Annotated in this window: 21 protein-coding genes; 8 read left to right on the top strand and 13 right to left on the bottom strand. The window is 43.8% G+C overall.

All coding sequences use genetic code 11. The features are described from left to right. Positions 1-5: 5 nt before the first annotated feature. On the bottom strand, positions 6-1,307 hold the full coding sequence (locus AC3Y23_RS00255) for an MFS transporter (protein WP_379194423.1): 1,302 nt from the start codon (positions 1,305-1,307) through the stop codon (positions 6-8). 132 nt (positions 1,308-1,439) lie between these two features. Between AC3Y23_RS00255 and pdxR the strand changes: the two genes are divergently transcribed. Continuing rightward, entirely contained in the window at positions 1,440-2,843 is a 1,404-nt protein-coding gene (gene pdxR / locus AC3Y23_RS00250) for a MocR-like pyridoxine biosynthesis transcription factor PdxR (RefSeq protein ID WP_379194421.1), read from the top strand. A gap of 183 nt (positions 2,844-3,026) precedes the next feature. On the opposite strand, the gene AC3Y23_RS00245 is transcribed toward pdxR, so the two are convergent. Then, entirely contained in the window at positions 3,027-3,662 is a 636-nt protein-coding gene (locus AC3Y23_RS00245) for a TetR/AcrR family transcriptional regulator (protein ID WP_379194419.1), read from the bottom strand. Between the two features lie 148 nt (positions 3,663-3,810). On the opposite strand from AC3Y23_RS00245, the gene AC3Y23_RS00240 reads away from it, so the two are divergent. Further along, positions 3,811-4,464, top strand: a complete 654-nt coding sequence (locus tag AC3Y23_RS00240) for a peroxiredoxin-like family protein (protein ID WP_379194417.1) — start codon at positions 3,811-3,813, stop codon at positions 4,462-4,464. A gap of 43 nt (positions 4,465-4,507) precedes the next feature. Here the strand turns inward: AC3Y23_RS00240 and AC3Y23_RS00235 are convergent, their stop codons facing one another. The 4 genes from AC3Y23_RS00235 to AC3Y23_RS00220 form a co-directional block, all read right to left on the bottom strand. Beyond that, positions 4,508-5,566: a sensor histidine kinase gene (locus AC3Y23_RS00235; RefSeq protein WP_379194415.1), complete on the bottom strand. Its 1,059-nt coding sequence runs from the start codon at positions 5,564-5,566 to the stop codon at positions 4,508-4,510. Continuing rightward, positions 5,563-6,264, bottom strand: coding sequence for a response regulator transcription factor (locus AC3Y23_RS00230; RefSeq protein ID WP_379194413.1), 702 nt, complete (start codon positions 6,262-6,264; stop codon positions 5,563-5,565). Before AC3Y23_RS00230 ends, AC3Y23_RS00235 begins: the two co-directional genes overlap by 4 nt. 6 nt (positions 6,265-6,270) lie before the next feature. After that, entirely contained in the window at positions 6,271-6,738 is a 468-nt protein-coding gene (locus AC3Y23_RS00225) for a DoxX family membrane protein (RefSeq protein ID WP_379194411.1), read from the bottom strand. 65 nt (positions 6,739-6,803) lie between these two features. Next, positions 6,804-7,643, bottom strand: a complete 840-nt coding sequence (locus tag AC3Y23_RS00220; protein ID WP_379194409.1) for a DM13 domain-containing protein — start codon at positions 7,641-7,643, stop codon at positions 6,804-6,806. Between the two features lie 926 nt (positions 7,644-8,569). Here AC3Y23_RS00220 and AC3Y23_RS00215 point away from each other — a divergent pair. The 3 genes from AC3Y23_RS00215 to rplD all read left to right on the top strand — a co-directional run bounded on the left by AC3Y23_RS00215 (position 8,570) and on the right by rplD (position 10,728). Further along, on the top strand, positions 8,570-9,610 hold the full coding sequence (locus AC3Y23_RS00215; protein ID WP_379194407.1) for a Cfr family 23S rRNA (adenine(2503)-C(8))-methyltransferase: 1,041 nt from the start codon (positions 8,570-8,572) through the stop codon (positions 9,608-9,610). Beyond that, positions 9,607-9,876: a CD3324 family protein gene (locus AC3Y23_RS00210; protein WP_379194405.1), complete on the top strand. Its 270-nt coding sequence runs from the start codon at positions 9,607-9,609 to the stop codon at positions 9,874-9,876. The genes AC3Y23_RS00215 and AC3Y23_RS00210 overlap by 4 nt, the downstream gene beginning before the upstream one ends. A 222-nt stretch (positions 9,877-10,098) precedes the next feature. Next, positions 10,099-10,728, top strand: a complete 630-nt coding sequence (rplD, locus tag AC3Y23_RS00205) for a 50S ribosomal protein L4 (RefSeq protein WP_379194403.1) — start codon at positions 10,099-10,101, stop codon at positions 10,726-10,728. Between the two features lie 133 nt (positions 10,729-10,861). Here the strand turns inward: rplD and AC3Y23_RS00200 are convergent, their stop codons facing one another. Further along, positions 10,862-11,461 carry a TetR/AcrR family transcriptional regulator gene (locus AC3Y23_RS00200; protein ID WP_379194401.1) on the bottom strand — a complete coding sequence of 200 codons (600 nt, stop codon included), beginning with the start codon at positions 11,459-11,461 and terminating at the stop codon, positions 10,862-10,864. 237 nt (positions 11,462-11,698) lie between these two features. Between AC3Y23_RS00200 and gap the strand changes: the two genes are divergently transcribed. Together gap and AC3Y23_RS00190 are read left to right on the top strand one after the other, a co-directional pair. Then, a complete protein-coding gene (gap, locus tag AC3Y23_RS00195) occupies positions 11,699-12,709 on the top strand; it encodes a type I glyceraldehyde-3-phosphate dehydrogenase (RefSeq protein ID WP_379194399.1) in 1,011 nt (336 codons plus the stop codon). Between the two features lie 385 nt (positions 12,710-13,094). Further along, positions 13,095-13,634, top strand: coding sequence for a hypothetical protein (locus AC3Y23_RS00190; RefSeq protein WP_379194397.1), 540 nt, complete (start codon positions 13,095-13,097; stop codon positions 13,632-13,634). Between the two features lie 230 nt (positions 13,635-13,864). Here AC3Y23_RS00190 and AC3Y23_RS00185 read toward each other — a convergent pair whose 3' ends face one another. Beyond that, entirely contained in the window at positions 13,865-14,371 is a 507-nt protein-coding gene (locus tag AC3Y23_RS00185; RefSeq protein WP_379194395.1) for a MarR family transcriptional regulator, read from the bottom strand. Between the two features lie 109 nt (positions 14,372-14,480). Continuing rightward, entirely contained in the window at positions 14,481-15,341 is an 861-nt protein-coding gene (locus tag AC3Y23_RS00180; protein ID WP_379194393.1) for a helix-turn-helix domain-containing protein, read from the bottom strand. A 104-nt stretch (positions 15,342-15,445) separates the two neighbouring features. On the opposite strand from AC3Y23_RS00180, the gene AC3Y23_RS00175 reads away from it, so the two are divergent. Further along, positions 15,446-16,600, top strand: a complete 1,155-nt coding sequence (locus AC3Y23_RS00175) for an epoxide hydrolase family protein (protein ID WP_379195702.1) — start codon at positions 15,446-15,448, stop codon at positions 16,598-16,600. A 152-nt stretch (positions 16,601-16,752) separates the two neighbouring features. Here AC3Y23_RS00175 and AC3Y23_RS00170 read toward each other — a convergent pair whose 3' ends face one another. The 4 genes from AC3Y23_RS00170 to AC3Y23_RS00155 are packed head-to-tail and all read right to left on the bottom strand — an operon-like array spanning position 16,753 to position 20,756. Then, positions 16,753-17,598: a sulfurtransferase gene (locus AC3Y23_RS00170; protein ID WP_379194391.1), complete on the bottom strand. Its 846-nt coding sequence runs from the start codon at positions 17,596-17,598 to the stop codon at positions 16,753-16,755. A gap of 22 nt (positions 17,599-17,620) precedes the next feature. Beyond that, complete coding sequence (locus AC3Y23_RS00165; protein WP_379194389.1) at positions 17,621-18,931, bottom strand: LLM class flavin-dependent oxidoreductase; 1,311 nt, start codon at positions 18,929-18,931, stop codon at positions 17,621-17,623. Positions 18,932-18,950: 19 nt separating this feature from the next. Next, on the bottom strand, positions 18,951-19,808 hold the full coding sequence (locus AC3Y23_RS00160) for a carbohydrate ABC transporter permease (RefSeq protein ID WP_379194387.1): 858 nt from the start codon (positions 19,806-19,808) through the stop codon (positions 18,951-18,953). A gap of 15 nt (positions 19,809-19,823) precedes the next feature. Continuing rightward, positions 19,824-20,756, bottom strand: coding sequence for a carbohydrate ABC transporter permease (locus AC3Y23_RS00155; RefSeq protein WP_379194385.1), 933 nt, complete (start codon positions 20,754-20,756; stop codon positions 19,824-19,826). Positions 20,757-20,766 lie beyond the last annotated feature (10 nt).

The raw sequence follows: 20,766 nt of genomic DNA, 5'->3' as shown, positions 1-20,766 counted from the left end.
CAGATTTATAATTTGATTGCGATGCTCGTCAGGTTACGATGAAAATGGGAAATTTCTTTTTGTTTTTCTTTTTCTTTTCGCGGAACTATGAATAATTGAATGACTAGCATAATCAGTGATACCAAGATCATGCCTAGTATCCCCAGACTGAACTGCCCCATACTATCATAAGCAAAGCCAATCAGGATCGGACCCGTCGCTCCTATTAAATATCCCACGGATTGTGTCATGGCTGCCCAAGAGGCCGCTTCTTCAGGATTTGACGCTGCTTCAATAGGAAGCAAGTTGCCTAGAGCAAATAACATCCCTGAACCAAATCCACAAAGAAGCACCCCAGGCCAATACAGCATGGAACTGAAGAGGAAGGCAAGGCCGATTCCCTGCATGGAAGTTGAGACCAATAACCATGTCCGCCGGGATGGGAAGCGACGCATAAACATCTGCAGCATAAGCCCGCTTGGAATTTGAACTACAGCAAACACTGTCAGCATCATCCTTGCATGCAAATGTGAATCCCCTGCGTTGATCAGAATAAGCGGCAACCAACCCATTAGAGAATAAAAAATCATAGCCAATAGTCCAAGATGGATAGAGAGCAGCCACGCCTTTTTATTTTTCCATGGTAACTTTGATGTCCCAGGTACAGCCGTCACTTCAGTCCGAACATTGCTACGTCGCATTATTCCACACCAAAATGGTACAGCCGCAAGGGCGAGGATTGCCCAAAACGAAAGTGCTGTTTGCCACGAATGAAACTTCATTTGGAAGGGAGCAGACAAGCTCGAACCAAGAGCGGCACCAAGCGCTAAAGCCATGGAATAGAGTGCGATCATGAGCGGCATCCTACTGGCCAAGTGCTTTTTAATAAAGCCGGACAGCAAAGGCCCCATCGTTGCGATTCCAATACCAGCTAATAAGGTAGTTAAAAACAACAGGACTTCGGTATGAACGACGATACGCAATAGGGTACTTCCGCCGAGCAGAATTAGCGACCAGGTAATCACCCGTTCATTTCCCAGCCGATTGCCGAACCGGACAGACAATGGCGAGAGAAGCCCCATGCAGAGAACGGGGATCGAGACCAGCAAACTGGCCGCCACACCACTTATACCTAGATCGTTTCGAATGCTTTCAAGCACCGGAGCAATAGAAGTCACAGCTGGCCGTAAATTAAGCGAAGCCATAAAGAGGGCTATAACTGCCAACCAACTTCCCGTTTTGTTATTGGTGCTCACGACTGGCTCATTTGCTGCATTGGCTTGATCTTGCCTCGAAGGCGCCCGTGGGATATATTTTCGTTCACTCATCGGCTGTCATCTTCCTTCTGTGTTGATCTCGAGCTGGTAAAATTAATGTTAGCACGCTGAATTGGTATGGATAAGTACCACTTATATGCTAATATTGGTATACCAATTCGCGTGTAGGAAGGAGCGCTATGGATGGCCGATCTCTTCGAGCCTTTTACAGCCGATACGAAAACCAAACAAATCTATACGTTGCTCCGGGAACGTATTTTTTCAGGCAGATATGCAGCGGGAAGCAGTCTCCCGTCAACAAGGGGTCTAGCCAGTGAATTAGGGGTATCGCGCGCGCTTATTGTTGAGGTATATGAGCAGCTAATCGCCGAAGGTTATTTGGAGGGCCGGCAAGGGTCCGGTACCTATGTCTTGGATTTAGGGGGAAACCGGCCCTTACAGGCACAGTTCATCGATTCGGAGTCTTCAGTTGAAACGAGTTCGCCAGAACCTGCAGCTCATTTTAACGGCATTGATTTTCGTCCGAGCTTTCCGGCACTTGAACATATCCCACATAAGAAGTGGAAAGAAGTTACGCTGAGCGTATACGATAGCATTCCTTCATCGGAGTTCGGCTATGATGAAGATCCGGCAGGCAATGCGCAGCTTCGCACAAATATTTGCCGGTATCTGCTGAACGTCAAGGGAATCCAATGTTCACCTTCGCAGGTGATCGTGACAGCCGGAGCTACCCAGGCCATCTCTCTACTATGCAAGCTTTTATTAAAGCCGGAAGATGCAGTAGCAATAGAAGATCCTACCGCCAGCTTCATCCATAGTATTTTTGCATCAACTGGTGCCGATATTATCCCCATTCCTGTCGATGATCACGGCTTGTGTGTTGACGACTTGCCGACCCATGTGCAGCCTAAGTGTGTCTTTGTTACACCTTCGCATCAATTTCCTTTCGGTAGCATTTTGTCGATCAGCAGACGTATTCAACTACTCGACTATGCCCGGCAAACCGGAGGCTACATCATTGAAGACGATTATGATAGTGAATTCCGCTATGCTGGAATGCCTGTTCATGCTCTCCGAGAACTCGACTCCGAGCGAGTAGTCTATGTCGGAACCTTCAGCAAAAATTTATATCCATCGCTACGCTTAGGTTATATGGTGATTCCCCAGGAATTACTTGACCCTCTGCTTCGGTTAAAGCGATTGACGGACATGCAATGCCCAACCTTGTCCCAAATTACATTGGCGCGATTTATCGCCGACCGCCATCTGGAACGCCACATCACCCGTATGAAGCGTATTTATGGAAAAAGACGCACTCGTCTCATTGCTGCTTTAAAGGAATCGTTCGGCAGCAAAGTGAATATTTCAGGCGATGCCGCAGGCTTGCATCTGGTTGCGAAGCTGCCCGGGCGTAAGTTCGATACTCTCACAGCGTCACAGCTTGAAGAACACAATATTAAAATTTATCCAGCAGAGAGATATACGATTGCCAAAGGAAAATACGAGGAAAGTCTAATTATGGGGTTCGGTAATGTAACGGAGGCGCAAATTGTGGAGGGGATCAGGACGATCGCAGATTTATTATGACTTTGTCTTCTTGCACGAACACACGAAACCGCGGTTGCCAAGGAGACACGCTCTAGGCTTCCGTGGCTTACACCCATTGATTCGGAATCTGAACAATAAAAGAAGCCTGTTCTCTCAATAGAAGAGGATAGGCTTCATCTTGTAGACTATACAACAATCAGGAACATGTTAGTTAACAGCCAATTAAGGCTTAACCACTAAAGATTCAATATATGAAATGACGACGTCAAGACCCTCCCTTAGCGGGGCAATCTCTCGTCTTACTTGCGCCAGCAACAGGCCCCCTTGAAGCGCCGTTAACAGGGCGAGGGCAAGACCGTCCGGATCAGCTTTCTCGCTAAGCTCCCCTCGTTCGGACATAGTGCGAAGCCCTTTGCGAATCGCAGTCTCCCATTGCATAAATCCGTTTGCGAGCTCAGAACGTGCTTCTATATCATTATCCGACAGCTCACTGGCCAAAGAACCAATTGGGCAGCCTCCTTGAAAATTCATTTCTGTTTTGATCTTAATAATGGCGTCACGCCAAGCTCGCAAGGCTTCCACGCTATCCAAATGACTTAGAAGTGGCTCTTGGTTGCCTAGCACCTGTTCTGTCTGGTACACAATCACTGCCAGAACAAGCTCCCGCTTCTCTTTGAAGTAGTGATACAGCTGTGAGGCACTGACCTTGGCTTCCCGCTGTACATCTTCAACGCTTGTACCAGCAACGCCGCGTTCGAAGATGATCTTCGCGGCTGCAGCCACAATGCGCATGCGCGTTTCTTTTCCTTTTTTAGTCAGCCGATGACCTTGTTTGGTTGGTTCGCTAGTCGTATTCATGCATTCAGCTTAACATAAATGGAGTGCATGATCCACTATTCAAACCCGCCTGTATTTTTTGGAGTTGACACTCCAAAAAATACACTGTAACATAAGCAATGTATAAATTGGAGTCATCAATCCATTTTCTTTAGAGGGAGTGATCAGTATGTCTATTAAAGCTGCATTAGATCAACAAAAGGAAAATTACGTTACTGCCGTCCCTGAAGATGTGCAATCCACAATTTTTCAACATGTTCAAGAATTGCAACAGTCTGATCTTGTCTCAGGATTGAAGGAAGGCGCTACAGCCCCTAATTTCACACTGCCTGATCCGCTTGGCGGTCAAGTGACGTTATATGATGAACTAGCCAAAGGCCCTGTCATCCTCACTTTCTATCGTGGAAGCTGGTGCCCGTTCTGCAACATTCAACTGCGTGGTTATCAGCAAGCATTGCCTGAATTCGAGAAGCTTGGCGGTCAGCTGATCGCGATTTCACCACAGAGTCCGGACAATTCGCTTACACAGAAAGAGAAGGACGAGCTTGAATTTAAGGTGCTAAGTGATGCCGATGGCCAAGTTACCGATCAATATGGTATTTTATATGAACTCCCTGACAACATTCAGGACATATATACAGGTACTTTTGGATTGGATTTGACTGTTTTCAATAACACCGAACGCTGGATTTTACCGGTTCCCGCGACTTTTATCATTGACCGAGAAGGAATTGTACGCCTGTCCCATGTCGATGCTGATTATACGAACCGTCTGGATATTCAGGACATTCTCAATGTTCTACATGACATCAAAACTAAGTAAGCTGTTCCCATAATCAATACTGAAAAAGCCCGCATTCTCTTGTTCAAAGGAGATTGCGGGCTTTGCTGTGATATGAATGCGGAAGCTGGATAGTAAACGTACTCCCTATACCCTGACCGGAAACTACCGTCAGTTTGCCGTGGATAAAATCAGTAAGCTCCTTGGCGATCGCCAGCCCTAATCCAGAGCCGCCGTACTTCTGATTGCGCGATTTTTCAACCCGATAAAACCGTTCAAATATTTTATCTATTTCATTCTCGGGAATCCCAATGCCCTCGTCTTTGACTTCCATGTAGGTATAGGCACCATCACAATGAACATAAAGCTTGATGCTAGTTCCCGGTTTGGAGAATTTTATTGCATTTCCTACTAAATTATATAGAATCCGCTGGATGCACACCTTGTCTGTATTCACAGATACGCAGCCCTCACTAATATGAACATCAATCAGACGGTTTTCGCGCGAAATTTGAGCTTCAAATGCCTGCAAAGTATCCAGGATCAGCTGATCCAGCCACACCACCTCCGGCTTGAAAACAATCTCCTTATCATCGATAGCCGCGATAGCGAGCAGCTCATTAGCAAACGACACCACCCGTTCGGTTTGTTTTCCAATACCAAGCAAATAATTCCGAACCTCACCAGGATCGGTTACGACTTCATCAACCAACGCTTCCGAATACGACCGGATAGAGGCAATCGGGGTTTTAATATCATGCGACAGGTTCGCAATCAATTCGTTCCGGCGGCGTTCTTCGTCCTGCAACGCATTGATTTTTGCTTTAATTTCAAGTCCCATTTCGTGCATCGATTCCGTAAGTTCTCTTAATTCAACAACCCGGCTCTTGGTTAAGCGCTGATCGTACTGTCCTTTGGCGATATCCCGACTCTGCCGGTTCAGCTGCGCAATATTTCGCGTCATGGGGAAAATAAACAGTGAATTAATTAACAACGAAAGCACGCTGGAGGACACTGTAATCATCATGGCCATCCTTAGCCTGTCATAATCCAGGAACATCTGTTTATAGGCAACAAATAGCAGCAGGGTCACGATGACTAGACTAATCAGATACGAGAACAAAACCAAGGTGCGCAGCTTCATGATACAGTGCCCCCTTCCCGCTTGAATTGATACCCTAGCCCCCATACTGTTTTAATGAATATCGGTTCCTGACCAGCTTTTGCAGCTAACTTTTCCCGCAAATGATGGATATGAACGTTGACGGTGCTGGCATCTTCATAGTACTCATATCCCCATACTTCCTTCAGCAATTCGGATTTCGGGATCACACGATGCTTCTCCTGAATGAGGAACCATAGCAAATCAAATTCTTTATTGGTGAGATCAAGCAGCTCGCCATGAAGCTTGGCCACCCGCTCCTCACGGTTCAAGTACAATTCTCCTTCTTGAAGCACAGCGATTCGCGGCTTTGCTTTTTGCGCCCGTTTAATAATATTTTTGATCCGGAACACTAGCTCTCGCGGGCTGAAGGGCTTGGTTATATAATCATCCGCTCCTAATGCCAGTCCGTATAACGTATCCTTCTCCTGATTTAAAGCGGTCAGATATAAGAATGGAATGTCAAAGCCTTGCTTTTGCAGCGACTCTACGAGCTCATACCCATCCATCGTAGGCATCATCACATCAATCACCATAAAATCAATGACCTGGCTCTGCACAATTTTCTCAGCTTCATCCCCACTGCTCGCCGTGTATACCCTATAACCATCGTTTTGCAAATACAACTGACAAACATCCACTATCGGCTGCTCGTCATCCACAATCAAGACCGATAACAACTACCTTCACATCCTTTTTTCTGCACCTTTCCTGCCTTCTTGCCATTTCGAATACAGCCAGCGCTCCACACTGACGTACATAGTGAATCTCTTCCCTGTAAGAAGTATAGTTGCTACTAGTATATCCGTTGGATAGGTGAATATCATATCAGCCAAAATGTAATTGGCATTCACGAACACGGACATCACTAAAGCAGGTACAATGAGCAGCCCGAGTATCAATCCTATCCCGATTAGAATCTCGCCGATAGGGATAATAACGTCAAAAGCCGGCGCAAGCGGACTCACCACATGACTAAAGAAAGCTTTATACCATTCCGGGGTATCCCGATTGGCTGCTATGACAGGGACTAAACCTTCTACGCCAAAACCGCCCGACAGTTTATCATACCCGGATTTAAACCACATCCAGCCAACCAACACGCGAGTGGCACTGAATACCCAACCAGCTATAGATTGAGATACTTTCTTCATTATAGAATCCCCTTTTAAAAAAAGGTACCATCCTTAAAATCAGTATGGTACCCAAAATTGTTATTTTAGCTGAGATCTGCTGTGCCAAATACCACGTGGGCTTTGTCGCAGTAGATAATAATAGAATCATAATCATTCAGATTGGCGCCTGCCAGATCGAAGGTCTGCTCACTCTTTTTCAGATCAATCTTGCCCAAGCTCTTACCCATCTGAACATCTTTTCCCTTCGTCAGGTAAATATGGAGGTCTGGACCTTCGGAGGTTTTGAAATTCGTCAGCATGACCTTGCCGTCCTTGATTTCTACATTCCCTTCTGATATTTGCTTGTTGCTGCCGCTCAGCATGCCCGTCTTCGTGCCCATTGCCGAAGATGTTGCTGGTTTATCCATTGGTGTGTCGGTCAAATCTGCTGTACCGAATGTAACATGTGCTTTATCGCAGTAGATAATAATGGAATCATAATCATTCAGAATAGCTCCCGCCAAGTCAAAGGTCTGCTCACTCTTTTTCAGATCAATCTTGCCCAAGCTCTTACCCGTCTGAACATCTTTTCCCTTCGTCAGGTAGATATGGAGGTCTGGTCCTTCGGAGGTTTTGAAATTCGTCAGCATGACCTTGCCATCCTTGATTTCCACATTACCTTCTGATATTTGCTTGTTGCTGCCGCTGAGCATGCCATACTTCACCATCATTGCAGTAGTTTCCTGATTGGTCCCTGCATTGGCATTAGAAGCTGCTTTATCAGGTGAGTCAGAGCTCGGCATGGTGGTTGCCGTCGCTGTTGCGGCCGCATTCCCAGTAGTGGATGTGTTAGTTGCTTTGTTAGATGCTGTGTTAGCTACTCCGCAACCCGCCAAAGCTATGGATAAGGCCACTATTGCTGTTGTTGTCGCTAATAATTTCATCTTTCGTCATCTCCTCAAAAGTTTTATGCTTCTGTGTTTTGCTTACAGTTGAATTGTAGAACAAGCCCTTTTCAATTGAAATTAAACGCCCATTACAACTTTCTTAACTAATCATTAAGTCTTCTATAACAAAAATTCTTCAGGGTTCCTATATAAGACGAATTTTAGATTCTCACTCAAGGCTTGGTCGTCACTACGGTGGAATGTTTGGACTTCCGGCCGTTGTTGTCTCCAGATTTTTCTGATTATACCGCTATTCGCGGATAAAATCCGGAGACAGCCTGTGCTTCCGATGCGAGCTTTCCTGCAGAAAGCTTTCAGACGAGCGCTACGCTCCTACAGTTCCAAACCTCCCCCTTCGTTCCTCCCCGCCCTCTGTTAATTTCTTTCATTCGTCTTATATAGATTGAAAAAAAAGGGGTGCTGTGCTAAACTATCAGCAACTTTGTTGACAGGGGTTGAGGAGAGTAATGTAAAATTTCTTGCTTAGTTAGAGAAGATAAAACATCATTTGTTTTATTCTTTTTAGGCAAGGAAGTTACTTATTCTCTTCACTCAAAGCTTTACATTACTAATCCATCACGTTTTAAGGAATAGTTGTAATTATTTGGGCTACAAGAAGGGAAACTTTCTTGTAGCCCATTTTGTTTTGAAAGACATCACCACTGAATTTATGAGACTGTAATGCAGCCATAGATTTTTATCTTAAGGAGGCTTTAAAAATGTTTGAGGTTGTACATGTACAAGTGAACCGTTCATTATCCGTTGGCACGGTTCACGATCAAATTAAACGGATGCCGGAGCATTTTCCATCTATTGATAGATGCACATAGCAACTTAGCTACAAGCTTCGTGGATTATAACTAGTTGGTTAATGTTCATGTTCGATATAGGACATTTTCTCCGGCTCAAGAGGAGAAAAACACATGAAATCAACTTCGAAATACGAAATGATACAGCAGATATTGACTGGATTAAAACAACCCGCATATCGTTTTCAACAAATTGCAGACGCCATCTTCAAGCAAAGAATCGGCGAGTATGATCGAATGACTATATTACCTAAAGAGATAAGAAAAGAATTGATTAAAAATCTTGGTGAACAGGTTTTGGGCTTAACCCCAGTCATTCAAAAAACATCTACGCAAGTGAACAAGGTGCTTTTTGCTATTCATGGCGGTGAACATATTGAAGCCGTTCAATTAAGCTATGAGCGCGGTTGGAAATCATATTGTATTTCCAGTCAGTGCGGATGCGGGTATGGCTGTAGCTTCTGTGCTACGGGGACAATTGGCTTGAAGCGAAATCTAACAGCTGATGAAATAACCGATCAATTGTTATATTTCCATCTAAATGGTCATGCCTTGGATAGTGTTTCATTTATGGGCATGGGCGAGGCGTTAGCCAATCCCAACATCTTCGACACGCTTAAGATGCTAACTGATCCACGGATTTTCGCCTTAGGCCATCGAAGAATTACTGTTTCTACCATCGGAATTCTGCCGGGTATCGATCGTCTGACTACGGAATTCCCGCAGGTTAACCTTACCTTCTCTCTGCACTCTCCAATCGACGAGCAGCGCAGTAAGCTAATGCCTATTAACAACCGATTTCCTCTTAATGATGTGTTGAACAAACTGGATCAGCACATTTGCGCTACAGGCAGAAAAGTATATATTGCCTATATTTTGCTTCGAGGAGAGAACGACTCCAATGAGCATGCAGAAGCTATTGCTGCTTTGTTAAAGAACAGAGGGCCGTGGGAACATTTATATCATGTTAATTTGATCCCCTACAATGCAACCGACGTGACGTCTGAGAGCTTTCATCAATCGGACAAGGAGCGGGTACAAAGATTTGTCAGCATTCTAAAATCAAAAGGAATTAAAGTCACTGTGCGGACGCAATTCGGAACGGACATTGATGCAGCATGCGGACAACTCTACGGAAGGAGTGAACTTACATGAGATATATCAACGCTAATAAAATTCTCCCAAAAGAATTAATTTTAAAATTGCAGGATTTCGTTCATGGTGAGTATATCTACATTCCGGCAATAGAAGATCAGCATAAACATTGGGGAGAACGATCCGGTTCGCGAGAAGAGATTGATAACCGGAATCGTGAAATCCTAGAAGCCTATACTTCCGGTGCTTCGATTCAAGATCTTGCCGAAGTATACTGCCTTTCGGTTTATGCTATAAGAAAGATAATTTATAGCAAATCAGACTAAATGTATAACCAATTTCGCCATCGGCACGCCCTAACTTTAGGGCTGCGGTGGCTTTTTTATTACAGCTAATCCTCGTTGTTATACCAAATAAGACAGAGCCATTTTGTGTATAGTTTATGTAATTTTTATCTGTTAACCTTACAAATATCGTTATTCATTCGATTAAAAGTCACTGATATTCTTAAATCTATCGTGACTGTTTACAGTCTGGAGGAAAGAACAATGTTGAAGGTCAATGTTTTTGATATGGAGGGTAATATTGTTGATGAAATGGAGCTTGAAGAATCCATTTTCGGTATTATTCCCAATGAGTCTGTTATGCATGAAGCAGTTGTTAACTATCTGGCAAATAAACGCAGAGGAACACAATCCGCATTAACACGCGGTGAAGTACGAGGAGGTGGCCGAAAGCCGTATAAGCAGAATAAAATTGATAGATCTAGAGCAGGTTCAATTCGTATGCCACATTGGCGTGGCGGAGGCGTTGTATTCGCTCCCAAACCTCGCGACTACAGCTACAAACTTAATAAAAAGGTTAAGCGACTTGCTATTAAATCTGCACTATCTAGTAAAATACAGAACCAGGAACTTATTGTTGTAGATGAGATCAAATTAGAGAATTACAGAACAAAATCTATTGTCGCTATGCTTAATGCCCTTGGAGCAACTAAAAAATCCCTGATCGTTAAACCATCGATGGACCCTATTGTATTTAAAAGTGCCAATAATATCCCTGGTGTAGAAACTGCCGTAGCTGATTCCCTTAATGTATATACCATTTTGAATTATGAGAAATTAGTAATTACTAAAGAAGCTATGAATATGATTACGGAAATGTACTCTTCATTTTAGGCCTGTTCGATTAATGTCCAAATAAAAAAAGTACATTAGATATACTATCTAATGTACTTTCTACACTGTCCCAATCATGCAAACATCACAAGACCTCTCACACTTTGCGTTCCGACTTACCCGGTACCTCTGGTTATTTAGTCTTTAAACAACAATTCTGCAAATAGGACGCAAAGCATGCTGTATTAATTTGCATATGCTTATTATCCCCATCCAGCTTGCTGAGCAAAATGCCTCCTTCGAGCAAGGAAAAAGCAAATGAAGCAAGTGCATCACCATCCAGATCTTCTTTAAACTCCCCACTATTTATCCCGTCAAGAATGATACTTTTCATCATATCCAAATAGGTATGCAGCCCTTGTCTTGCCCGGTCACGAAGCTCCGTATGCGTATCGTCACTTTCTACTGCTGTATTCTGCATCGGGCATCCGCCAATAAATGGCGGGTTATCAACAACATCTTCATACACACGAAAGAAAGCAAGTAACCGTCCTGACGCAGACTTCTCTTGATCGACCGCCTCAGCAAATTTCCCGCTAACCAAACTGGCAGCGTAATTGTAGGCTTCAAGCGCAATTTCATCTTTACTGGCAAAATGTCGATAGATGCCCCCCTTCTTAATTCCGGTGTCGGCAATAATATCGTTTAATGATGTACCGGCATATCCTCGCTGATTAAAGATTGCTGCCGATTTCATAATAATATGCTCTCTTGTTCGATCTCCTTTTTTCATAGCTTCCTCCGAATGATCTTATTCTAATCAAACATTATATCAAATTTTACGGCCGAAGCCTTGCCAATGTATTAAATCCTGTTATAATAAAGATACCGATCGGTACCTTTTTTTTCATTTTAAAACAAACCCAATCCAAAGGCAAACTTGTTTGGCTTTGGCGCAGTGCTTACCTTTAAGTTCTATTGGAAATACTAATGTGGAATGGATTTCGAACGAAAACAGGAGGACTATTCAATGAGTGTAAAAGTAGGTATTAATGGTTTTGGGCGGATAGGAAGACTCGCTTTTCGTAGAATTCAAGAGTTGGATAATATCGAAGTTGTAGCCATCAACGACCTGACTGACGCAAAAATGCTGGCTCATCTGCTCAAATATGATACTACGCAAGGCACTTTCCATGGTGACATCCAAGTTCATGATGGAGCCTTTGCGGTTAACGGTAAAGAAGTTAAAGTGCTGGCTACCCGTAACCCTGATGAAATCCCTTGGGGCGAGCTTGGCGTAGACATCGTACTAGAATGTACAGGTTTCTTCACTACCAAAGAGAAGGCTGAGCTTCACCTGAAAGGCGGAGCAAAGAAAGTCGTTATTTCCGCTCCGGCAACAGGCGACATGAAGACCATCGTGTATAACGTCAACCATGAAATACTGGATGGAACAGAAACCGTCATTTCCGGCGCTTCCTGCACAACGAACTGTCTGGCTCCTATGGCTAATGCTCTGAACAATAAGTTTGGCATTCAATCCGGGTTGATGACAACCGTTCACGCCTATACAGGCAACCAGAACACCCTTGACGCTCCAGACGCAAAAGGTGATTTCCGCGCAGCACGTGCTGCCGCAGAGAATATTGTTCCCTACTCCACTGGTGCGGCAAAAGCCATTGGCCTCGTTCTTCCTGAACTGAAGGGCAAACTTGATGGTGCATCTCAACGTGTGCCTGTGGCAACAGGCTCTGTAACAGAACTCGTAGCCGTATTGAACACCACCGTAACCGTTGATGAAGTGAATGCTGCTATGAAAGAAGCATCTGATCCAGAAACGTACGGATATACAGAAGACCAAATCGTATCTTCCGATGTGAAGGGAATGACATTCGGCTCTCTTTTTGATGCTACGCAAACAAAAGTTCTAACCGTTGGCGACCAGCAGCTAGTAAAAACCGTAGCCTGGTACGATAATGAAATGTCTTACACCGCGCAACTGGTTAGAACCTTAGAATATTTCGCAAAAATCGCCAAGTAATATAGATTCAATTCTCTTGATTATAACCGCATGTATATGCCAAAAAACGGGTGTTATCCTCAATGAAGGACAGCATCCGTTTTTTGATAGGCTCACTGCGCCATAACTCAAAATTGTTATTTCAAATCGACTTTTTTACTATAGGGGAAATTGCTAATATCTACTCTCATCTTGGAGTCCCGGTAAATGAAGTACTCGAACGTAAAAACAAAGACCCGTCACTATAATCACTGAAAGGATTTATTTTATCCACAGGCACCTATGGATATTTTGATTTTTTTGAATTAAATATATTATCATGGATAAAAAATTATTTCAAACATTTTTTCTTGTCAGATGAAGATATTTTCGAATGCTACGTTTCTCGCCTGGAGGCATAAAGAGAATGCCAAGAGGAAGAGTTAAAAACACCCATGAGACTAAAAAAGAAGTTACAAACAACAAGACCCCCTCTGGGGCAAGTATAAAATTAACCTTTGATTTTTCTTATCCAAACTGGCTTAGTGGAGTTCGCTTAAGAGATTTTACAAATATGCTTAAAGATCCTCATGAATTTGCTGAATCAATCGTTCATATCTTAAATAAACTAATACCCGTTGTGAGCGATAATTGGGATTCAATAAAATTCAAGACAAATTATCAATTTCAACACTGCCATAGAGTACCTGATGATAAACTCCCTTTAGTAAAACAAATTGAGCAAGAAATACATGGGAAAAGTTTGTTAGATCCTGATGCTGAACATTCAGTGAAGTACTGGCAAATCGGAATTGAAGGTATTAGAATGTTTGCTCTTTATAATTATGATTCCAACATTATGTTCCCTATATTCATCGACTACCACCATTTGATCTATCCAGATAAGAATTATAATCAAAGGGATACTGATCACTTTTCCTTTTGCCCGATTTCCGAATATTGTTAAAAGGTCACCTTTTTAAAGGTGACTTTTTTATATGCTGTAATCACTTCAAGTACTCTTTTAACACTGCCCCTATCTCATAGGAATATATAGTTAACTTGAAACTGCTCTCTGATCTCATAACATCCCTACTCACTCCAAAGTAATCATGGTACTCTCTATATCATATTCTTATTCTTCGTAAAGTATCTGGGTTACCTCAGTTCCCGTCAGACCACGGTTCATGAGATTCCTCAATCAATGGCCTTTCTCTCTATCATTCTTTCCTCTAATTCATCAATCATGTCTTGATACAGTCGCTTGATAAAATTTAATTCTTCACTAGTGTAACGTTCTAGAAATCGGAAGTACCGGTCTTGCTCCTGCTTATGCAACTTTCCGTGCAGTACATATAATTCCTGCGCTTTTGCCGTTAATCTGAAATGGATTTCCTTCTTGTTATCATTAAGACGGATACGCTTAATAAAACCATCTTCCAATAATGTGGTCGTTATTTTTGTTATACTTGCTTTCGTTAATTCCATTTTTTCGGCAAGGGCTGTATTGTTGATGGGCTCATTATTGCCAATACAGTCAATGACGTGTACAGCTGTAAGATTAGCAGGATATTCGGAAATCCCCTGTTCTTTGGACATTTGCAAAAACTCTCTAAACTCCAGACTTCCATACTGCTCACTTAAATGAGCGCTTTTCCAGTACAATCCATATATATATTGTTTAATTTCGACCGGATGACTCATCGTGAAATGTCCAACCTCCTGCAATATATTGTTAAATAGTTAACAAAATTATCGTAACACGACTGATATTTACTATTAATTCAACCATCCAAACCACCGAAGAATCTGCTTATTGAGCACTGGCGAATTTACGGGAGGTGATCCGATACGTCGTCGGCGAAATCCCTTTTCTAGCTGTAAACTGCTTGATGAAGTAGGTATCATACTCAAATCCGGTAGCAAGTGCAATTTCATTAAGGCTCATATCTGTGTGTGTCAGGAGCTCACTTGCAACTTTTAAACGATAGGCAAGCAAGTAACCAATCGCTGTATTCCCGCATCTTTCCTGAAACCTTTTATTTAGCGTTACACGGTTCAAATGAACACAGCTCGTCAAATCCTCCAATGAAATCTTTCGCGGATAATTCGTGTGAATGTAGTCTAGCACTACATCGACAGGCGATTGCTCGTTACTCCGATTCAATTCCTCCAGCAGCCCCAAAATTTGAATGAGATACTTTTTTATTCTGCACACCCAGAGCGCATCACTTTGTGCCTGCACTTCCATACCAAGGATGAAAAACCATTCAAACAAAAGCGGGTATGCTTTTTCCGTTACACGAGGCACTCCACTATATAGATCATTACTTTGAAAAAGGGAAAGGCCTGTTTGTATACTTGGCCGTGCGGGAAAATACTCTTTCGTTTCGGAAAGCGTAGTGGTGTTAAGAAATGCCGGATGAAAACTAAAGGATTGCGCAGATGCATCCATCTTTTCAACCACCTGCACCTGATCATCTTCAGCCAAGCACAGAATACCGGGAGCACTAATAGATATAGGACGCCCGTTTAGCATCCCCTTGATCCTTCCAGATGTTATAAAAATCAGCGTATAACGCTCCGGATATGGGAGAGCACCAAAATCCTCCACGGCTACAAACTCTATGTTTACGGTACGTTTTTTGTGTCGATCTACTTGTGGCATTGCCATCACCTATCAAATAGTATAGTTAAATGCTTCACTTATAACAGTGTATCACACCCCCTCCATGGATATAATAACGTTGTGAATCAACAAAAAGGGAGGAAATCATGATGACTGTTGCACCATTTCATATTCATGTCTCCGATGAGGTCTTGAGCGATCTGAAGTACAGGCTGCAGCATATCCGTTGGCCTGATCAATTAGAAGAGTTGGGCTGGGAGAGAGGAACAGATTTAGATTATTTACAATCACTTGTTTCCTATTGGAGAGATCATTACGACTGGCGGGCACAAGAATCAAAGTTGAATCGCTTGTCCCAGTTTCGCTGCAATATAGATGGGATAGATGTACATTTCGTGCACGAGCGCGGTAAAGGACCCAACCCTCTACCGATTATTCTTACCCATGGATGGCCCGACAGTTACCTGCGTTATGAAAAGATTATCCCTCTCCTCACGGATCCCGCTAGTTATGGAGGTAATCCTGAGGACTCTTTTGACGTCATTGTCCCTTCATTGCCTGGATTCGGATTCTCAAGTCGCCCTACTCAGCCTGGCTTCAACAATTTTAAGGTTTCCCAGTTGTGGGCTAAACTGATGACACAAGAATTAGGCTACACAAAATTTGCCGCTGCAGGCGGAGATATTGGCTCTGGTGTGACAAGATATCTGGCAGTAAGTCATCCCGAACTTTTATTTGGCATCCACCTAACAGATGTTGGTATTATAAGAAATCTCATGATTGCCCAGGATGAGTCGAAGCTTACTGAAGAAGAGCTAGCATATAAGAAAAAAGCTGCTGAGTGGATGTCACAAGAAGCTGGCTATATATCCATACAATCGACCAAGCCTCAAACCCTTGCTTATGGACTTTCCGATTCACCGGTAGGTGTGGCAGCTTGGATCGTGGAGAAATTTCGTGCATGGAGCGATTGTAAAGGTGACTTGAGCCAGAAATACAGCAAGGATGAGCTATTGACTCATATTATGATCTATTGGGTGACTAACACCATTGGATCTTCAATACGTATGTATTACGAAAATTCACATTCCTTGCCACCACTCGGCGTAATTGAAGTTCCGACAGGGATGGCTATTTTTCCCGAGGATATACTACTGCCTCCTAAATCCTGGACAGAGCAGAATCTGAATGTCACTCGTTGGACCACCATGCCTTCGGGTGGGCATTTTACGGCATTGGAAGAGCCGGAGGCGATGGTACGCGACATTCGTGCCTTCTTCCAACCTTTTAGAAACAAAAAGTAATAGGCCAAGTAGTAGATTAACTGCATCTCGAGACTCTAAGTCATACCCATCTGAACTAAAACTTTTCACCTTATAAAAATAGGCCATCGGTATCCTCTCCTTCAGGTATCTTAACGCTTACCCTTTTCGGAGGTACCGATGACCCTTCCTTTTTAGCTTTTACTCAATAGCTCAATCTCCGTATACTCATCATTCCCCCATTCTTCCCAAGATCCTTCATACGGACGGATATCAGGATATCCAAGTAAACGTAACACAAAATAAGTATGTGCCCCGCGTTGGTTGGATTGACAGTAAGGAACAATGGTCTGGGTCCGCTGAATACCAGCTTCGGCAAACTCCTTTTCCAAAGTGGCGTTATCTTTAAAGACAATAATTCCATGCTCATCCGGATCCTTAAGTGCGTCACGCCATTCTTTATGAACGGCGCCGGGAATACGGCCCCCTTTGCGGTTATTTCGCTTATCCTCACCGATATACTCCAGAATGTTGCGTGTGTCGAGCAGAGTAGCATTTTGAAGTCCAGCCTGAATATCTTCTTTGAAAGTAATGAGATCTGGGGTGGCCGTTAGACTTATCGAACCCTCCGTACGAGGTGATGGCTGAATGCTAGAGATCTCATAGTCCCCTGCAGTCCATGCCGCAAACCCGCCATTCAGAAGCTTCACTTGATCTCGCAGCCCATAATACTCAAGAACATAAAAGGCTCTCGTAGCAAGCACATTGCTGCCTTCGTCATATATGATAATCGTTGAATCATTAGTGATGCCGAAGTCCGCTAACCATTTTTGCAGCTGCTCTTTGGGAACAATCGTTTTTTGGGCAGGTACTTTTAATGCTTTGACATTCAGCCAGTAGGCACCCGGAATATGCGAGATTTCGTAGTTATTTGCTCTAGCATCAAGCAGTACCAGATCCTGCCCACCTCTATGTTCTACCAGCCATTCGCTATCTACAAGCAAATGCCCATTGGGATATGATGAATGTTGCTCAGTCAAAATAACAAACTCCCCTCTACAATTAAAGTGGCTCGAAGCCTAAATTCTCTCGTAACGTTTGCCCTGTATAGCTTGTTGGAAACAAGCCGCGGCGCTGTAATTCAGGAACAACCAGATCCAGAAAAGCTTCTGCTCCCCCGCTAGCCAGTTCGGGCATCACCGTAAAGCCATCGGCGGCACCACTTATAAACCATTCTTCCATAATATCAGCGATTTGCTTGGGTGTCCCTGCAATGTTCAGCTGCCCATGCCCAACCCAATGCTTCTGAACCAGCTCGCGCAGGGTAACCGCCCTATTCTCCACCACTTTTTGCACCATTTGATAAAAGGATTGATAAGCATTGCCCCCATTCCGATCAGGCAGCGGAGGGAACGGCTCATCCAGCGGATATCCTGAGAAATCAATGCCAAGCAGGTTGGATAATGACATCACCGCTCTTTGGATCGGGGCAAGCTGCTGGAGCTCAGCAGCGAGTTGAAGGGCATCTTCCTCATCTTCAGAGACGATGACATGAAGGGCAGGCAGTATTTTAATCTGCTCCGGGGAACGTCCCGCTGCGACAGTTCTGTCTTTAATGTCTTTGTAAAAAAGGCGGGCATCGTCAATGGACTGCTGAATCGTGAACAGTAGTTCTGCATACTCAGCCGCAAGATTCCTGCCGTCCTCTGAGGCACCGGCTTGGATCAGAAGCGGTCTGCCTTGCGGTGAACGCGGAAGATTCAATGCGCCGCGCACGGAATAATATTTTCCCTCATGATGGATATCGTGGACCTTATCAACCTGTGCATACACCCCTGATGCTCTGTCCTGCACGATTGCGTCAGCTTCCCAACTATTCCATAGCTTTAATACTACGTCTGTAAATTCATGGGCACGTTCGTATCGCTCAGCATGAGGGGGTAACCCTGGCAGGCCAAAGTTGAACGCTGTTCGCTCCACGCCTGTCGTGACAATGTTCCAACCCGCCCGGCCACCGCTAATATGGTCGAGAGATGAGAATAATCTGGCTACATTGTAGGGTTCGTTGAAGGTGGTGGAGACAGTCGCGATTAAACCAATCCGCTCCGTTACAGCAGCGATTGATGCCAGCAAGGTTAGAGGCTCGAAACCAAAGATTGGGCTATATTGGACCGCAGAAGTTTCAATAGATAGACCATCTGCAATAAAAAGCGAGTCGATGCGGGCAGCTTCAGCTTTTTGAGCGATTCGCTGATATTGCTTGATATCGTGAATATCATGTAACCGCGTGCTTTCATGACGCCAGGCGCCTTTATGGGAACCAGAGTTTTGCAGAACGAGGTTTAGTATCATTCGACGACTTTCTTCGCTCATCGTTATCACCCTTACTTTCTTATTTCATACCACTTAGGGCTATTCCGCGTATAATCTGCTTTTGGAAGATAAGGAATAACAAGATCAGCGGCACAATTGAAACCGTGGTTCCGGCCATAATCAGAATCCAATTGCTTGTATCCTTAAGCTCACTGGAGAAATACACAATCCCGACAGGTAATGTGAATTTCTCTTCGGTCTGCAGCACGATCAGCGGCCAGATGAACTGGTTCCAATTCCCGATAAAGGTAAGGATGATTAAGGTAACGATAGCAGGCTTCACAAGTGGAATCGCTATATTAAGAAGAATGCGCCACTCATTAAGACCGTCGATGCGGGCGGCATCCAGCAGCTCAGAGGGGATCGAGTCCATAAACTGCCGCATAAGAAAGATCCCAAAGGCTGTAATAATACTTGGGAACAGCACGCCCCAATAGGTGTCTGACCACCCAAATTCATTGGCAATCAAATACCATGGAATAATAAGCATTTCGGTTGGCACCATGATCGTACTGATAATGATGATAAAAATAAGCTGCTTGCCGGCAAAAGAAAATTTAGCGAGCACATAGCCTGCCGCCGTATCAAAAATGACCACTGTAGCGGTGGCAATTAGAGAAACTATCAGTGTATTTTTGATCCAGTCACCAAACGGAGCCTTTTTAAAAATCGCAGCATAATTATCGAAGGTTATCGTCTCTGGGATCAAGCGAAGATTATATACATCCTGTGGAATTTTAAAGGAAGTGGCGACCATCCATAAAAAAGGAAATAGCATAATCCCGACACCGATGATGAGCAATAAGTAAACCAATAGTGTACGAAGCTTCTTAATGGGAAATCTATTGCCCGCTTGGATTTCTCTTGTTGAAGTCATTGGACCGGCCTCCGATCAATATTCTACTTTTTTATTGAAGACTTTTAATTGCAGCAGGGTGATCACGAATATGATCGCGAATAACACTACTGTTGCCGCCGCTGCCCTACCCATCTTGAACTGCTGGAACGCTAAATTATAAATGTAGAGCACCATCGTTGTTGTGCTGTTTAAAGGTCCTCCGTTGGTCATGCTCAGCACTTGTCCGAAGGATTGTAGATAGGAGATGACAGCAATCACTGCTGAAAAGGTGATTACCGGATTCAGTAAAGGCAGCGTAATGTGCACAAATCTTCGCCATGCGCTGGCCCCGTCGATCGACGCAGCTTCATAATACATTCGCGGGATCGCCTCCAGCCCAGTCATGAACACTAGCATTTGAAAGCCGATACTTTGCCAAATCATCGTTAATGTAACAAGGATCAGCGCTTGGCGTGGGGATTGCAGGAATAATTGCGGCTCTATCCCTAACTGTAGCAGCACTTCATTTAACCAGCCATTACGCATGAGAATCCAACGGAATACCCAGCTAACGGCAACAATGCTTGTTACATAGGGAATAAAATAGATCGTTCGAAAAAAGCCCCGAAAACGATGGATACTTTGCAGCAGTAGTGCGACAGCCAGACCAACAATGAGCTGTCCTGGGACGCCAATAACAACAAATTTGAATGTATTTAAAATGGATTTTGTAAATATTTCGTCGCTGAATATGGTGCTGAAATTTCCTAAACCAACAAAGGGCTGATCGGAGGACAGCAAGTTCCAGTCCCTTACGCTTACATTAAAGGCATACAGAATGGGGATCATGCGTGTGCTGAGGAAATACAATAACGGTATACCCAGCACGATATAAATAAACAGGTAGCGCTGCGTCTTATAGGAAAGACGTACACGGAACAGCTCCCTGCTTTTTCGAGCAGTCAGTCTGATGACATGTGTGAGCATCTCTGATATT

This window comes from Paenibacillus sp. MAHUQ-45 (assembly GCF_058133325.1).
Note: the sequence above shows the minus strand (reverse complement) of the source record. Positions and strands in the feature narration are given on the sequence as shown.

Bases quoted from the DNA above. Each gene is read 5' to 3' on its own strand.
- AC3Y23_RS00255 (WP_379194423.1), bottom strand. From the start codon at position 1,307: ATGAGTGAACGAAAATATATCCCACGGGCGCCTTCGAGGCAAGATCAA.
- pdxR (WP_379194421.1), top strand. From the start codon at position 1,440: ATGGCCGATCTCTTCGAGCCTTTTACAGCCGATACGAAAACCAAACAA.
- AC3Y23_RS00245 (WP_379194419.1), bottom strand. From the start codon at position 3,662: ATGAATACGACTAGCGAACCAACCAAACAAGGTCATCGGCTGACTAAA.
- AC3Y23_RS00240 (WP_379194417.1), top strand. From the start codon at position 3,811: ATGTCTATTAAAGCTGCATTAGATCAACAAAAGGAAAATTACGTTACT.
- AC3Y23_RS00235 (WP_379194415.1), bottom strand. From the start codon at position 5,566: ATGAAGCTGCGCACCTTGGTTTTGTTCTCGTATCTGATTAGTCTAGTC.
- AC3Y23_RS00225 (WP_379194411.1), bottom strand. From the start codon at position 6,738: ATGAAGAAAGTATCTCAATCTATAGCTGGTTGGGTATTCAGTGCCACT.
- AC3Y23_RS00220 (WP_379194409.1), bottom strand. From the start codon at position 7,643: ATGAAATTATTAGCGACAACAACAGCAATAGTGGCCTTATCCATAGCT.
- AC3Y23_RS00215 (WP_379194407.1), top strand. From the start codon at position 8,570: ATGAAATCAACTTCGAAATACGAAATGATACAGCAGATATTGACTGGA.
- AC3Y23_RS00210 (WP_379194405.1), top strand. From the start codon at position 9,607: ATGAGATATATCAACGCTAATAAAATTCTCCCAAAAGAATTAATTTTA.
- rplD (WP_379194403.1), top strand. From the start codon at position 10,099: ATGTTGAAGGTCAATGTTTTTGATATGGAGGGTAATATTGTTGATGAA.
- AC3Y23_RS00200 (WP_379194401.1), bottom strand. From the start codon at position 11,461: ATGAAAAAAGGAGATCGAACAAGAGAGCATATTATTATGAAATCGGCA.
- gap (WP_379194399.1), top strand. From the start codon at position 11,699: ATGAGTGTAAAAGTAGGTATTAATGGTTTTGGGCGGATAGGAAGACTC.
- AC3Y23_RS00190 (WP_379194397.1), top strand. From the start codon at position 13,095: ATGCCAAGAGGAAGAGTTAAAAACACCCATGAGACTAAAAAAGAAGTT.
- AC3Y23_RS00185 (WP_379194395.1), bottom strand. From the start codon at position 14,371: ATGAGTCATCCGGTCGAAATTAAACAATATATATATGGATTGTACTGG.
- AC3Y23_RS00180 (WP_379194393.1), bottom strand. From the start codon at position 15,341: ATGGCAATGCCACAAGTAGATCGACACAAAAAACGTACCGTAAACATA.
- AC3Y23_RS00175 (WP_379195702.1), top strand. From the start codon at position 15,446: ATGACTGTTGCACCATTTCATATTCATGTCTCCGATGAGGTCTTGAGC.
- AC3Y23_RS00165 (WP_379194389.1), bottom strand. From the start codon at position 18,931: ATGAGCGAAGAAAGTCGTCGAATGATACTAAACCTCGTTCTGCAAAAC.
- AC3Y23_RS00160 (WP_379194387.1), bottom strand. From the start codon at position 19,808: ATGACTTCAACAAGAGAAATCCAAGCGGGCAATAGATTTCCCATTAAG.
- AC3Y23_RS00155 (WP_379194385.1), bottom strand. From the start codon at position 20,756: ATGCTCACACATGTCATCAGACTGACTGCTCGAAAAAGCAGGGAGCTG.